The organism is Prauserella alba (genome assembly GCF_024171735.1).
GTDB lineage: Bacteria > Actinomycetota > Actinomycetes > Mycobacteriales > Pseudonocardiaceae > Prauserella > Prauserella alba.
Genome location: NZ_JAMTCH010000003.1, coordinates 210,320 through 224,273, shown reverse-complemented (window position 1 = coordinate 224,273; position 13,954 = coordinate 210,320). Strand labels below are relative to the sequence as shown.

The 13,954-nt window shown below is 70.0% G+C and carries 15 protein-coding genes; 4 read left to right on the top strand and 11 right to left on the bottom strand.

What is annotated here, in order from left to right:
- Positions 1–38 precede the first annotated feature (38 nt).
- Positions 39–878, top strand: coding sequence for a helix-turn-helix domain-containing GNAT family N-acetyltransferase (locus LY12_RS00955; RefSeq protein ID WP_253852638.1), 840 nt, complete (start codon positions 39–41; stop codon positions 876–878).
- An 84-nt stretch (positions 879–962) separates the two neighbouring features.
- Here LY12_RS00955 and LY12_RS00950 read toward each other — a convergent pair whose 3' ends face one another.
- On the bottom strand, positions 963–1,340 hold the full coding sequence (locus tag LY12_RS00950; RefSeq protein ID WP_253854771.1) for a MerR family transcriptional regulator: 378 nt from the start codon (positions 1,338–1,340) through the stop codon (positions 963–965).
- 257 nt (positions 1,341–1,597) lie between these two features.
- Between LY12_RS00950 and LY12_RS00945 the strand changes: the two genes are divergently transcribed.
- The 3 genes from LY12_RS00945 (at position 1,598) to LY12_RS00935 (ending at position 4,354) form a co-directional block, all read left to right on the top strand.
- Positions 1,598–3,088 (top strand): SulP family inorganic anion transporter, encoded by a 1,491-nt coding sequence (locus tag LY12_RS00945; protein ID WP_253852637.1) that lies wholly within the window; start codon positions 1,598–1,600, stop codon positions 3,086–3,088.
- Positions 3,089–3,139: 51 nt separating this feature from the next.
- The gene (locus tag LY12_RS00940) at positions 3,140–3,916 is read left to right on the top strand and encodes a polyamine aminopropyltransferase (protein ID WP_253852636.1); all 777 of its coding nucleotides are present in this window, start codon (positions 3,140–3,142) and stop codon (positions 3,914–3,916) included.
- A gap of 123 nt (positions 3,917–4,039) precedes the next feature.
- The gene (locus LY12_RS00935; protein ID WP_253852635.1) at positions 4,040–4,354 is read left to right on the top strand and encodes a hypothetical protein; all 315 of its coding nucleotides are present in this window, start codon (positions 4,040–4,042) and stop codon (positions 4,352–4,354) included.
- Between the two features lie 81 nt (positions 4,355–4,435).
- On the opposite strand, the gene LY12_RS00930 is transcribed toward LY12_RS00935, so the two are convergent.
- The 10 genes from LY12_RS00930 to LY12_RS00885 form a co-directional block, all read right to left on the bottom strand.
- Complete coding sequence (locus tag LY12_RS00930) at positions 4,436–4,768, bottom strand: glutaredoxin domain-containing protein (RefSeq protein WP_253852634.1); 333 nt, start codon at positions 4,766–4,768, stop codon at positions 4,436–4,438.
- Positions 4,769–4,922: 154 nt separating this feature from the next.
- Positions 4,923–6,296: an MFS transporter gene (locus LY12_RS00925; RefSeq protein WP_253852633.1), complete on the bottom strand. Its 1,374-nt coding sequence runs from the start codon at positions 6,294–6,296 to the stop codon at positions 4,923–4,925.
- Positions 6,297–6,348: 52 nt separating this feature from the next.
- Positions 6,349–7,083: a dienelactone hydrolase family protein gene (locus tag LY12_RS00920; protein ID WP_253852632.1), complete on the bottom strand. Its 735-nt coding sequence runs from the start codon at positions 7,081–7,083 to the stop codon at positions 6,349–6,351.
- Between the two features lie 11 nt (positions 7,084–7,094).
- Entirely contained in the window at positions 7,095–8,747 is a 1,653-nt protein-coding gene (locus LY12_RS00915) for a thiamine pyrophosphate-binding protein (protein WP_253852631.1), read from the bottom strand.
- A 14-nt stretch (positions 8,748–8,761) separates the two neighbouring features.
- Positions 8,762–9,544: an SDR family oxidoreductase gene (locus tag LY12_RS00910; protein ID WP_253852630.1), complete on the bottom strand. Its 783-nt coding sequence runs from the start codon at positions 9,542–9,544 to the stop codon at positions 8,762–8,764.
- Positions 9,545–9,566: 22 nt separating this feature from the next.
- Positions 9,567–10,316, bottom strand: coding sequence for an SDR family oxidoreductase (locus tag LY12_RS00905; protein WP_253852629.1), 750 nt, complete (start codon positions 10,314–10,316; stop codon positions 9,567–9,569).
- On the bottom strand, positions 10,313–11,128 hold the full coding sequence (locus tag LY12_RS00900) for an alpha/beta fold hydrolase (RefSeq protein ID WP_253852628.1): 816 nt from the start codon (positions 11,126–11,128) through the stop codon (positions 10,313–10,315). The genes LY12_RS00905 and LY12_RS00900 overlap by 4 nt, the downstream gene beginning before the upstream one ends.
- Positions 11,125–11,904 carry an aspartate dehydrogenase domain-containing protein gene (locus LY12_RS00895; protein WP_253852627.1) on the bottom strand — a complete coding sequence of 260 codons (780 nt, stop codon included), beginning with the start codon at positions 11,902–11,904 and terminating at the stop codon, positions 11,125–11,127. The genes LY12_RS00900 and LY12_RS00895 overlap by 4 nt, the downstream gene beginning before the upstream one ends.
- A complete protein-coding gene (locus LY12_RS26015; RefSeq protein WP_253852626.1) occupies positions 11,901–12,851 on the bottom strand; it encodes a VOC family protein in 951 nt (316 codons plus the stop codon). The genes LY12_RS00895 and LY12_RS26015 overlap by 4 nt, the downstream gene beginning before the upstream one ends.
- A 52-nt stretch (positions 12,852–12,903) precedes the next feature.
- On the bottom strand, positions 12,904–13,953 hold the full coding sequence (locus LY12_RS00885) for a Rieske 2Fe-2S domain-containing protein (RefSeq protein ID WP_253852625.1): 1,050 nt from the start codon (positions 13,951–13,953) through the stop codon (positions 12,904–12,906).
- Between the last annotated feature and the right edge of the window lies 1 nt (position 13,954).

The window sequence follows — 13,954 nt, the reverse complement described above, 5'->3', positions numbered from 1 at the left end:
TGAAAGCAACCATCGATCGGCATCGATACACTCGCCGTATGCCGATCGCGCTGCGCCAAGCCCAGGTCCTGCCCACCGCGGATGCGAGCACGTACGCGGACTGGTTCGCGTGCCTCGCCGAGCCGGTACGGGTGCGCCTGCTGCACGCGGTCGCCACCAGCCCGAACGGCATCACGGTCGGGTCTCTCACCGAACTGCTCGGGACGAGCCAATCGACGTGTTCGTTCCACGTGCGCAAACTCGCCGACGTCGGGTTCGTCGAGACACACAAGGAGGGCACGAGCACGGTCGTCACCGTCAACGAGGCCTGCTGCAGCGGGCTCCCCCACGCCGCGGACGCCGTCATGGGCGCACTCGGCCCACGGCCCTGCTGCCCGGACGACCTGCCGGCCGACGTGACGGTACGGGCGCTGCGCGACGAGGACTGGCCCGCGGTGCTGCGCATCTACGAGGAGGGCATCGCCACCGGCATCGCGACGTTCGAGACGACGGTGCCCGGCAAGGAGTGCCTCGACGCGACCTGGCTGCCGGGCCACCGCTGGGTCGCCGAGATCGACGGCGAGGTGGCAGGCTGGACCGCTGCGACTCCCGCGTCCGCGCGCCAGTGCTACGCGGGCGTCGCCGAGACCTCCGTCTACATCGGAGGGGACCGCCGGGGACGCGGGATCGGGAAGGCGTTGCTGCACAAGCAGGTGACCGAGGCCGACGCCGACGGGCTGTGGACGTTGCAGACGTCGATCTTCACGCAGAACCGCGCGAGTGTCGCCCTGCACCACGCGGCCGGCTACCGCACCGTCGGCGTGCGCGAGCGCATCGCCCAGCGGGACGGCCGGTGGCACGACACGGTGCTGCTCGAACGCCGCTCACCGGTGAACTGAGCCGGCAGCGGGCCGGTGCGTGTCCCACGTCGGCCCGGCAGTCCGTTCAGCGGTGATCGCGAAAGCGATGGCCGCCCACGGGAGTCACGAGCCCCGGCGGGCGACGTCGTCGAGGCGCGAGCGCAGCGTCCCGGCGAACTCCTCGGCGTTGCGCAACCGTGAGCGCAGCTCGTCACATCGCTGTTCGGCGATCCCGGCGAACTCACGCAACCGCGCCTCCGGGTCCGGGACCTGGTCCCCCGGAGTGGCGTCCAGGATGGCAAGCAGCTCACGCATTTCGTCGAGCTGGAACCCGAGGGGCTTCATGCGCATGATCAACAGCAGCCGAGCCACATCGGGCTCGTTGTACAGCCGGAAGCCGCCCTGACTGCGCGCGCTGGGCACGACGAGGCCGACCTCTTCGTAGTAGCGGATGGTGCGCAACGACAGCCCCGTGCGCTCGGCCACCTCGCCGATCTGCATGTGCTCGGCCACACCACATCCTTCCCTCGGCCGAATTCCGACCGTAACGAGCCCGGCTCCGCACGCGCAGGCGCACGCGTCGTCACGAGATTACCGCGACGACACCGCAGGCCCATCGAGGTCGCCGTCCGGGAGCTGGGTCACATTCCGCGCAAGACTTCCCTTACGTAACGGTAGAGTCTTCTCCGTTCGGTACGAGCCCCGTCGACGCGGCTCCCTCCCCTTCCTTTCCGCACGCCTTCTGACGAAAGAAGCTGATGTCACTTCCTGCTGCCCTGCGCCCGAAACTCGGCCGCCCGGCCTGGCTGTCGCCGCGCATCCTGCGCACCGAGGCACTCTCCGGCCTGGTCGTCGCCCTGGCACTGATCCCTGAAGCCGTGTCCTTCTCGATCATCGCCGGGGTCGACCCCCGTATCGGCCTGTTCGCGTCGTTCACGATGGCGGTCGCGATCGCGTTCACCGGCGGCAGGCCCGCGATGATCTCCGCCGCCACCGGGGCGATCGCCCTCGTGGTCGCACCGCTGGCGCGCGAGTACGGCGTCGAGTACCTGTTCGCGGCCGTCGTCCTGGGCGGGCTGCTGCAGGTCCTGCTGGCCGGGGCCGGAGTCGCGCGGCTGATGCGGTTCCTGCCGCGCAGCGTCATGGTCGGCTTCGTCAACGCGCTCGCGATCCTCATCTTCACCGCGCAGCTGCCCTACCTGATCGACGTGCCGTGGCAGGTGTACCCGCTGCTCGCCGTCGGCCTCGCGATCATGGTCGGCCTGCCCAAGCTCACCAAGGCGATTCCGGCACCACTGGTGGCCATCATCGTGCTCACCATCTTCACCGTGAGCGCCGGCATCGCCGTGCCCACGGTCGGCGACCAGGGCGAGCTGCCCGACAGCCTGCCGATCCTCGGCATTCCCGCCGTGCCGTTCACCTTCGAGACGCTCACCATCATCGCGCCCTATGCCTTCGCCATGGCCCTGGTCGGGCTGATGGAGTCGCTGATGACGGCCAAGCTCGTCGACGACATCACCGACACCCACTCCGACAAGACCCGCGAGTCGTGGGGTCAGGGCATCGCCAACATCGTCACCGGCTTCTTCGGCGGCATGGGCGGCTGCGCGATGATCGGCCAGACGATGATCAACGTGAAGTCGGGGGCCCGAACCCGCGCCTCGACGTTCCTGGCCGGTGTGTTCCTGCTGATCCTCGTGGTCGCACTCGGCCAGATCGTCGGGCTCATCCCGATGGCGGCCCTGGTCGGCGTCATGATCATGGTGGCGGTCGGCACGTTCGACTGGCACAGCATCCACCCGAAGACACTCGTGCGGATGCCGAAGAGCGAGACGACGGTCATGGTCGCGACCGTCGGCGTGACCGTCGCGACCCACAACCTCGCCATCGGCGTGGTCGTCGGGGTGCTCGTCGCGATGGTGCTGTTCGCCCGCCGGGTCGCGCACCTGGTGTCGGTGGAGAGTGTGCTCGACCCCGACGGCACGACCAAGATCTACCACGTGACGGGGCAGCTGTTCTTCGCCTCGAGCAACGACCTGGTGTTCCAGTTCGACTACGCGAACGACCCGTCCGAGGTCGTCATCGACCTCTCGGACGCCCACATCTGGGACGCCTCCACCGTCGCCTCGCTCGACGCCATCACGACGAAGTACGAGGCCCGTGGCACCACCGTCACGATCACCGGCATGAACGACGACAGCGAGAAGCGTCACGCCACCCTGGCAGGCAACCTGACCGGCGCACACTGACCGGTCGGCGCCGTGCACCCCGGCGACCGGCGGCTGCCGGGGTGCACCAGCATGGTCATGTCGGGAACGCCCGAACGGCTTCCGACGCCCATCACCGAAAGTGAGCACGCGACCATGCGATTCCAGGAACTCGACTGGCAGCAGACCCCGATCGGCGAGCTGTCGCTGCGGGTGCGCCGGGACCCCGCGCTCGACCGCGAGGTGCACGAGATCAAACTCAACGACGAGTTCCTCATGTCCAGCCTGTTCACCGTGTCGGAGACGGAACTGGGCCGAAGCGCCGTGTCCCGGTTGGACGGAACGGATCTCGACGTGGCAGTCGGCGGGCTCGGACTCGGCTGCACCGCCGCCGCGGTACTGGCCGACGACCGGGTGCGCTCGCTGGTCGTCGTCGAGGCACTCGCCCCGGTGATCGACTGGCACGAACGGGCATTGCTTCCCGCGGGCGGGACGTTGGCCGCCGATCCGCGGTGCCGGTTCGTCCACGGCGACTTCTTCGCACTGGTCGCCTCCGACCAGGGGCTCGATCCGCACGAACCGGGCCGCCGGTTCGACGCCGTCGTCGTCGACATCGACCACTCCCCGCGGCACGTGCTGCACGAGAGTCACGCCGGTTTCTACCTTCCCGACGGTCTCGCCGCGCTCCACGGCCGGCTGCGGCCCGGCGGCGTGTTCGCCCTCTGGTCCGACGAGGCGCCCGACGACGAGTTCACCGCCGCGCTCGGTGAGCAGTTCTGCGACGTCACCGCCGAGGTCGTGACCTTCGACAATCCCCTCCGGCAACGCGAAGCGAGCAGCACCGTCTACCTCGCCCGCCGCCCGCAATGAGCGGCATCGGCCACCCCGACCACCGCGCCTGAGAACACCGCCATCGGAGAACCACCGCGGCGCCACTCGGGACGGGCAGCCTGGACGGCGTCCGCACCACGACGACGTTCCAAGGGGGCACTCATGCGCAAGCGTGCAGCGACAATGGCAGGCATCACCGGCCTGGCGTGGCTCCTCACCGCGGGAGCAGCGGGAGCCGCAACGACCGATCGGCCCGCGGCCGCACCGGTGCAGCCGGCGGCGAAGGTCTGCCACCTCGAGACCATCAACGGGGATCCGTACGTGTACAACTCATGGGGCGCCCCGACGACCTGCCGCGTCTCGTTCGCAATCGGGGGCCCCGCCGACCACTGCCTGAACGCCGAGGAGCGGCACCTGCTGCCTGCGGTGTCGGCCCCGCAGAGCACGTTCGCCCTGAACAATCCGGTGAGCTGCTGACACCACGAGCACGCCGGCCGGTGCCGACTCCCCGCCCCGGCACCGGCCGGTATCACCCCGGCAACCGTGCCGCACGGCCCATCACGCACCGCTGGTACCGCGACGGCGCCACCACTGTCGCCGCGACCGCGTGTGCGCGCGCAAGGCAGGGGCGTAGCGGTCCACGGCCGCCTTGACCTCTCGGACCGACGGGTTGACCAGCGCAGTCGGCCCCACGAACACCGTGGGCACCGTCTCGTTACCGCCCGCGGCCTCCCTGACACGCGCTGCCGCGGCGGGGTCCGCCCAGATGTCGACCTCGCGGATCGGCAGTCCCGATCGCCGCAGCCGGGGACGCAGCGCCATGCAGAACGGGCACCCCGGCCGCCAGTACACCTCGACCGCCTCCACCGCGGTGGCACCGTCCTCATCCATCCACTGCTCCGTTCCGTGCCTGACGACGTTCCGGGCCTGACGACGCCGCGGGCCACATCGTGACGCCGTACGGCGAGCTACGCACCGACGGCTCCCGGCCGCGACATCGTCACCTACCCAGCCTCGCACGACGCCCCGTCGTGGCCCGAGTGCCTCACGCCGAGATGTCCTCGAGGCGCTTGCCGGTCGTCTCCTCACCGAGCAGGGCGACGAGCGCGGCCGTGAGGCCGACGGCGCCGAAGACCGCGAACACCACCGGCGGTGTCGCACCCACGCCGACGAGCCACCCGACCACCACGGGCCCCAAGATCACGCCGATCCGGTTCCACGCCCCGCCGAGGCTGATGCCGAGCGCGCGCATCCGCGTCGGATACAGCTCAGCCGTGTAGAGGTACAGGCAGATGTTCACCGCGAAGATGAACACGGCCGACAGCGTCGCCCACAGGGCCACGGTGACACCGGTTTCGGCGCCGATGAGCGCCAGCACCACCAACAGCAGGCTGCCGAGGCCCAGCCCGCCGACCAGGCTGGCCCGCCTGCCGATCCGGTCGATGAGAAGCATGATCACGACGCAGCCGCCGAATCCGGCGAGGCTGGTGTACAGCGTGTACCGCAACGCCGTGTCGACGGGAACGCCGTAGATGGAGGTGTAGATGGTGGGAAGCCACGATGTCAGTCCGTAGTTGATGAAGTACCCGCAGAACCACAGCGTCGACACGATCGCGGTCCGGCGCCGGAAAGCCGGTCCGACGAGTTCACGGAAACGCCCGAGCGACTCGTTGCTCCCGGACCCCGTGACATCGGGCTCCGGCAGGGGCCGCCCGCTCGCCGATTCGACGCTGCGCTCGATCCACCGCATCTCCCGTTCCGCGCGCTCCAGGTCACCCCGGGTGGCCAGCCAGCGCGGGGACTCGGGCACATACTTCAGGATCGGCACTGCCATCAACGCGGGCAACGCACCGATCAGATACAACGCGCGCCAGCCGAAAGCGGGAACGACGACGGTGGAAACGACCGCCGCGGCTGCCAGGCCCGCGGGGAAGGCCAGCTCGTAGAGCAGGACGAACCGGCCGCGTCCCTTCGCCCTCGACAGTTCGCTGACGAAGGCGGCGGCGACCGGTACCTCACCACCGATGCCGAAGCCTTGGACGAATCGCAACGCGGTGAAGACCGCGAAGTTCGGGCTCACCATGAGAAGCAGGCTCGCCAATGCGGTGAGCAGGAGCGACGCGATGATGATCCGCTTCCGCCCGAGGCGGTCGGCGAGCACGCCGCAGCACAGGGCCCCGAGCAACATGCCCACGGAGCCACTGGTGACCGCGAGTGTCAGTTCGAATGCGCCCAGGTTCCACTCCTGCCTGATCAGCGGCATCGTGTAGGCGACGAGCAGCTGGTCGAAGCCCTCGAAGAACGTGACGATGCCGAGCAGGGTGAGGATCTTGCCTTGCCAGCGCGAGTTCGGGAGCCGCTCGAGGCGGGCGGCGATGTCGGCGGGTGTCGTGTGTGGGCGTGGTGGCAGGGTCGTCATGAAAGCTCCGTTGCTTGTCGGGATGACGATAAGACGGTTCGGGGCCGGCAGGTCAGCCGGTCGATTCGAGGAGAAACCGCCGGATCCGTTGTTTTCCCAGGTCCGGAGCGGTTCCGTGGTGTTGGCGGAAGAAGCCGTGTGCTGCCGACGGGACAGTCTCGACGGCCGCGGGCACCCTGGTGTCCGCGATGGCGGCACGCAGCCGCGGGACGTCGTCACCGGAGAGCCCGGTGTCGGCCTCGGCGACGATCCCCAGCCACGGGCTCCGCCTGTCCCGCACCAGGTCGATGAGCGGCGGCATACGCGGCACCGGGGCGGTGTCGGGCGGCCCCGGGCTGATCGACACGGCCGCGGCCAGCTCGTGGTTCCGGGCCGCCCAGGCCGCGAGGTAGCCGCCGAGGCTGAAGCCGACCGCCGACAGCGACCCCGGGACGAGCCGGCGCTGCCGGGCGAGATAGTCCAGCGCGCCGTCGACGTCGGTCCGCAACGTCTGCGCCGTCAGGCTCCGCAACGCGGGCAGAGCCGTTCCCGGCGAGCTGTAGGCCGTACCGCCGGTTTCGTAGTAGTGGTACGGGGCGACCGCGAGCCACCCGCCCTCTGCCAGCCACCGGCAGTACTGCTCGATGTAGCCGGTGAGCCCGAGGACGTCGTGCAACACGACGACGCCGCCCCGGATCGGCCCCGGCGGTTCGACGACGAACAGCGGAGCCGCGGTTTCCAGGACACGACGACGCCGGTTGGCAGGACCGTGTGAATGGTGGTGTCCGATATCGGTCGTGGGCGACATGAGGGGCCTCCCTACCGGGCGGGGACATGGACAGGGGGCACGAACGGGGTCGGCACGCTCAGCGCGGTGACGTCGACCTCGACGACGGCGGGGCCCCGCTCGGCGAGCGCCTTGGCGAACGCCTCGTCGAACCGTTCGGCCTTGTTGACCAGCTGGTGCGGCAGATCCAGCGATGCGGCCAGCTTGGCGAAATCGGGCGTGTGCAGATCCACTCCGGCCCGCTGCCCGGTGTGCGCCTCCTGCATGTTCCGCAGGACACCGTAGCCACCGTCGTTGAACAGAACGACGACCAGCCACGGGCGTTGCTGGGCCAACGTCGCCAGCTCGCCGAGGTGCACCGCGATGCCGCCGTCTCCGGCGAGCACCGCGGTCGGGTGGTCCGGCCGGGCCATGGCGGCACCGATTCCCATCGCCAGCCCCTGCCCGATGCCGCCTCCGACCGGGAACACATTGGTCTCCGGCCGGTAGATCTCCAGCAGGCGGTTGCCCCACTGGCTGGAGGGGATCGTGACGTCGCGCGCGATCACCGCCTCGCGGGGCAGCCGGTGCCGAAGCGACTCACACATCGGCGCGTACGGCCCGATCGCTTCGATCAGCTCTGCACGGACCCGCCGGCGGGTCGCCGGGACGCGCTCGCGCCAGCCGGGTGCGGTACCGCTCTCGCCCACTGTCTCCAGCAGCCGCGGGAGCACGGCGGCGGCATCGCCGACCACGCCGGCAGTCGCCGGGTAGGACCGGCCGATCGCTCGCGGATCGATGTCGATCTGCAACAGCCGCGAGGGCAATGCCAGCTCGTAGTGCTTCGTCTCGTTCGAACGGAAATGCGTTCCGATCGCGATGAGCAGGTCGGCCTCGGACAGCAGTTCGGCCGCCCCGGGGCTGCTGGCGAAGTTGCCGACCACCAGCTCGTGGTCCTCGGCGATCGTTCCCCGCCCCGAATTGCTGGTCACCACGGCCGCGTCCAGGTGTTCGGCCAGCAGGCGCACGGAGTCGCCCGCGGAGACGGCACCACCGCCTGCCCAGATCACCGGCCTGCGCGACGCGCCGAGAAGTTCGACGGCCGTGGCGACGTCGACCGGGTGGACACCCGTCGTGCCGTCCACCGAACGGTCCTGATCATCTACTGTGGACGGATTCGGGGCGGGCGGTTCGGCGGGCTGCTGCGCGTACTGGAGGTCGATCGGCCATTCCACACTGGCCGGACCGGATGCGGTGGCGGCCGCTTCGCGTGCGGCCTCCCACAGGACGGCAGCGGCCGCGCTCGCGGTCTCTATCCGCTCGGCATGAGCCGACACGGCTCGCAACATGCCCAGCTGGTCCCGGGTCTCGTGGATGACACCCCGTCCCGAATCGAGGTAGGCCGCATCGATCTGACCGGTGACGTGCAGGACGGAGCTGCTCGCGGTCTGCGCCTCGATCAGCGCACCCGCGGCGTTGCCGGCCCCGGTTCCGGTACTGGTCACCGCGATGCCCAGGCCGTTCGACACCCGCGCGTACGCGTCGGCCGCGTTCACCGCTGCGGCCTCGTGCCGCACCGGCACGAACAGGCCCGCGCGGGCGAGCGCGTCGACCAGCGGAAGATTGTGCACGCTGACCACGCCGAACACGGCGTCGACGCCGTGTTCGCGGGCGAGGCGCACCAGCAGGTCGCCACCATGGGGCATAGCGTTCTCCTCAACTACATGTAGCGGGCGACGCCGCCGCCCACATCGACGGTCGCGCCCGTGATGTAGGACGCGCGGGGGGACAGCAACGACACGATCGGATAGGCGACCTCCTCGGCGTCGCCGAGCCGCCCGAGCGAGATACCGCGGTCGGCCGCCAGGTGGGCGGACCACTGCTGGAACGAGTCCGCCGTGTCCGAGGACTCATAGCGGCGCCGCCACTGCCCGGTGTCGACCAGGCCGAGGCACACGGAGTTCACGCGGATACCGCCGGCGGCGAGTTCCTCGGACAGCGTGGCGCTGAGGTTGAGCAGCGCCGCGCGCGCCGCCGATGTCGCGGCCAGCCGCGTTTCCGGCTGGCGGGCCAGGATGGCGTTCACGTTCACCACGGCCGCCGAGTCCGAACGCGACAGCCACGGCACGGCGGCACGAACCGGGTTCAGCACTCCGAAGAGCTTCAGGTCCAGCTCGGCGCGCCACTGCTCGTCCGTCGTTTCGTCCCAGCGGGCGAGCAGCGACCTGCCCGCGTTGTTCACGACGCCGTCGATGCCACCGAAGCGCTCCCCGGCGTGTGCGACGAACTCCCGCACCGACGCGGCGTCGAGCACGTCGCAGGCGAACGTGGTGACACGTTCGGAACCGGGCAGGCGTTCGACGGCGTCGGCGAGCCGGGTGCCGTCACGTGCGCAGGCTGCCACGTTGGCTCCCTCTTCGAGGAGAAGCGCAACGGTGGTCAGGCCGACACCCGAACTGGCGCCGGTCACGACATAGGTTCGCCCGGCGAGGCGCAGATCCATCGTGGTCCTTTCGGTGCGGGCGTCAGTGGCAGACGAATCCGCCGTCGACCAGCATCGTCTGGCCGGTGATGTAGGCGGCGGCATCGGAGAGCAGGAAGGTCACCAGACCGGTCAGGTCCTCCGGCTGCTGCGCGCGATCGAGCGCCCGGTTCCGCCGGTAGAGCTCGTATCGCTCGGCCGGGATGGCGGCCGTGGCCTCCCCCTCGGTCAGGCCAGGGGCGACGGCGTTGACCGTGACGCCGTGCCGGCCCGCGTCGCGCGCCATGGCACGCGTCATCGCGACGACGGCACCCTTGGACGTCACGTAATGCGCCAGCCGCGGCGAGCCGTAGAACGCCGCGTCGGAGGAGAGGTTCACGATCCGCCCACCCTGCGCAGCGAGCTGGTCGTACAACGCCGCCGCGACGAGCCACGGACCACGGACGTTCACGGCCAGCACCCGGTCCCACTCCTCCGGCGGGATCTCGTCGAAGTACTTGCCTCCGACACCGTTGGCGAGGGCGGCGTTGTTCACCAGCCCGTACACCGGACCGATGTCGGCGGTTCGGCGCGCCAACTCGGCCACCGAGTCCGGGTCCGCGACATCGGTGTCGACGCGGTGCGTGACGATGCCGTCCTCGGTGAGTTCGGCGGTGGCCTCGGCCGCGAGTTCCGGCGAACGCTCGGCGACCACGAGGTGCGCCCCGGCCGCTCCGATCGCTTTGGCGAGTGCCAGGCCGAGCCCACGACCGGCTCCCGTGACGACGACGGTTCTGCCTTCGAGGGTGCTCATGACGTCCCTTCCGTACTGTTCGCGATCGCGTCGGCAACCGGTGGCCGCTCGGCTTCGGCGAAGAACTCCAGCAACAGCCGGTTGACCCGGTCCGGGTTCTCCTGGTTGGCCGCGTGCCCCGCGTGCGGCACGATCTCGAGCCGCGCGCAGGGAATCGCATCGGCGATCCGCCGGCTTTCGGCCACTCCCGTGACCCTGTCCTCGGCACCGACCAGCACCAACGTCCGGACGCGGAGTGCACCGAGCAGGTCACTGTGATCGGTTTCTGCCATCGACTCGGCGGCGAACCGGTAACCGGGCAGCCGAACCGTCGACATGATGCGCTCGACTCCGGTGCGCACCGAAGCAGCCGCACCGGGAGCGACCAGCCGGGGAGCTCTGCGACGAGCGAACTCCGCAGCCCCCGACCCGGCCAGCTCGGCCGGCCGCTGCCGCATCCGTGCGGCCGACTCGACGGTGAGCCCGGAACCACGGGTGGAGTCCGCCAGGGTCAGCGAGCGCACCAGCTCGGGGCGGTCCGCCGCCAATCGGGTGGCGATGACACCGCCCCAGGACACGCCGACGACGTGTGCCCGGCCGTGTTCGGCCAGGATCGCCGCCGCATCGCGCGCGTACCCGGCGATGCCGGGCGCGCCGTCCGGATCCGGCGAACGGCCGTAACCCGGCGCGTCCCACGCGATCGTCCGGTGAATGCGGCCGAAGGCCTGCAGTTGCGGGGCGAACGAAGCGCTGCTTCCGCCGATCCCGTGCAACAGCAGAACCGGCGACCCCGCCTCGCCCGCACACTCCAGGTGCAGCGCAGGTGCGTTCATCGGAACACCGTCCCGCCGGCGAGCGAACGGATGGCGCGCAGCACCGCGTGCGGCACGACGCCACTGGTCGTGGGCGTCTCGGCCGACGGATGGTTCCGTACCTCGAACCGGTAGCTTCCCGCACCGCCTTCGGCCGTGATGACGTGCGAGGTGAGCTCAGCGTTCGGATCTGCGACGACAGCCGCCTCGACGCGCTCCCAGTCCCCGACCGCCAACGCCAGCGACGCCGCCACGTTGGCCGACTTCGGGAAGGCGGATGCGATCGTGCGCGCGGAGCCACGCATCAGCTCGATCGGCTCACGTGCCGAGGTCAACCGCCGCGCCTCGGCCTCACTCATCCACGGCTGGATCAGCGAGACCGCGCGCTTCGTCGTCGTGAGCGTGGCACGGTCGAGGCCGCCCATACCGGTCGCGGCGACGACCATGTCGAGGCCGCCGATCGCACCGGTCGACAGCGACAGTTTCCCGCCGTCGGCCTCGGTCAGGGAGGTGAACAGCTCGTCGTCGACGAGTGCTCCGGTCGAGACGACGAGCAGATCGACGCCCGCCCGCAGCACCCGCGGGCCGTAGCTGCGCAGTGCCGGCTGCCCTGCGCACTCGACGACGAGGTCGGAGCAGCCGATCGCCTCCTCGAAGCCGATCACCGGCAACCCCGGCGGGTCGACGGGGTCGGCGTGGACGACGCCGACCAGATCGGCGCCCGCGACCGAGCCCGCCGCCAACGCGTGCGCGACGGCACCCCCGATCGCACCGCAGCCGAGGACGGCGACCTTCATGAGGCGATCCGTTCCCGGTAGCCGGGATCGGGTATCCCGGCCATGTACTCACGCACGTCCCGGGACGGCGGCCCTGCTGTCCCCCACAGGTCGGACAGTTCCGGGGTACGCCGCCACACCCGGCACAGCCACGAGTCCTCCTCGACCTGTTCGACCTCCGAGGTGTATTCGCACACGAGCCCCGCCGGATCGGCGAAGTACGAGAAGGTGTTGCTGCCAGGGCCGTGCCTGCCCGGCCCCCACAGCGGCGTCATCCCGTTGTGTTTGAGCCGGCCGATGCCGCGCATGAAATGATCGATCGAGGTCATCTCGTAGGCGACGTGGTTGATCGAGGCCCATTCCGCGGCATTGAACGCGATGACGTGATGATCGGAGTTGCATCGCAGGAACGCCATCTGGTGTTCCGACCAGTCGGAGATCCGCATCCCGAGAACCCGGGTGTAGAACTCGCACGCGCCGTCGATGTCGGCGGTGTTCAGCACGACGTGCGCGAGCTTGCGCGGAATGGCTGCGCGACCTTCCGGGTCACCAGGGGTCACGGCCTCGAGCTGCGCGACGAGCTCGACGAGCCGGCCCTCGGGGTCGATGAGCCGCAGCCCGTAGCCACCGCCGACCTGGTCGAGGTGACCGGGCTCGGTGAGCATGGGAACGCCCAGGTTCGCCAGCCTGCGGCCGGCCTCGTCGATCTCCTGCGGCGTCGCCACCGCGAACACGATCTTGCCGAGCGCGTTGTGATCGGCCCGGCGCAAGCCGAGAATGTGGTGTTCGGGTCCGGTACCCCGCAGCCAGGCCGCACCGTGGTCCGACTCGACCCGCTCGAGTCCCCACACCTCGGAGTAGAACTCGGCTGCGTCGTCGGCGTGCGGTGAGCAGAGCGTGACGGATCGGAGCGCGCGGAGACGAGCGACCGGTTCGCTCGCCTCGGGGAAAGAACGTAGCGCTGTCACTGTTGAGCCTCACATTTTGCGTTGCGGGACACGGTTCCTTCACAGGACACGGTCATCGGGCGTTCGCGGCCGCTCGAACGTCGGGCGATTCGGCCGCCGCCTCCAACTGCTTCTTCGCCGTCGCCCGCAACAACCGGCGCAGCCGCACCAGTGCGATGTCGTGCTGGTAGAGGTTCTCCCTGGCATAGGCATCCGGCGGCATGGCCTCGAGCATCGTGCGGTCCTGTTCGAGCACCTGCCAGTGCCGCTGTTCCAGCCGCATCCGGTAGAGGAAGCGCCAGCTGTCCCGCTGCCAGCCGCTGACGTTCCGGCAGCGCCAGAAGAACGCCGCGTGCTGGTTCTCGTTGATCGGAGTCGCGGTCGCCACGATCGTGAACGGGCCCCCGGGGCCTGCGGTGTCGGGGTACGGGATCTCGAGCCCGACCCACTGCAGTCCGGTGTCGACCCACTCCGACCAGTCGAAGTTGACTCCCCGCTGGTCGGTCTTCTCGAAGAAGAACCCGCGATCGGTTTCCCGTACCTGGAACATCGCTTCGCGTTTGCCCGCGGCCATGGTGTGGGAGTTGCGGTGGAGAAACGCGCCGTGCATCGGATCCATGAGGTTGTCGAGGGAGTAGAGCCACGGCGCGTCCCACTCGACGTAGCACAGGAAGCTGTCCCACTCGCCACCGGCGATCGGCTCGGGAACGTCGAGCTCGGGCGGTTCGGCGTCTTCACTGTCGCCGAACCACGCGAACACGGCCCCCGCCCGCTCCGTGACCGGGAACGTGCGCAACGCTCGGCGGCCCTCCAGCGCGCAGCCGGGGCTGCCGGGAACCGAGACCACCACGCCTGCGGCGTCGACCTGAACGCCGTGATAGTTGCAGGCCAGCCGGTCGCCCATGTGCACCCCGTGCGAGAGCCGGGCTCCCCGGTGCGGGCACCGGTCCTCCTGCACGTGGACCGTGCCCGCGGAGTCGCGCCACAGCACCAGCTCCTCACCGGCCCGCGACATCCGGGTCATCTCACCCGGCTGCACCCGGTCCGAACGGCACAGCGCGTACCACTTGTTCCGTGGCCCGAGCGCCACGCGCCCTTCGACCGTGTCCAATGTGTTCGTCATC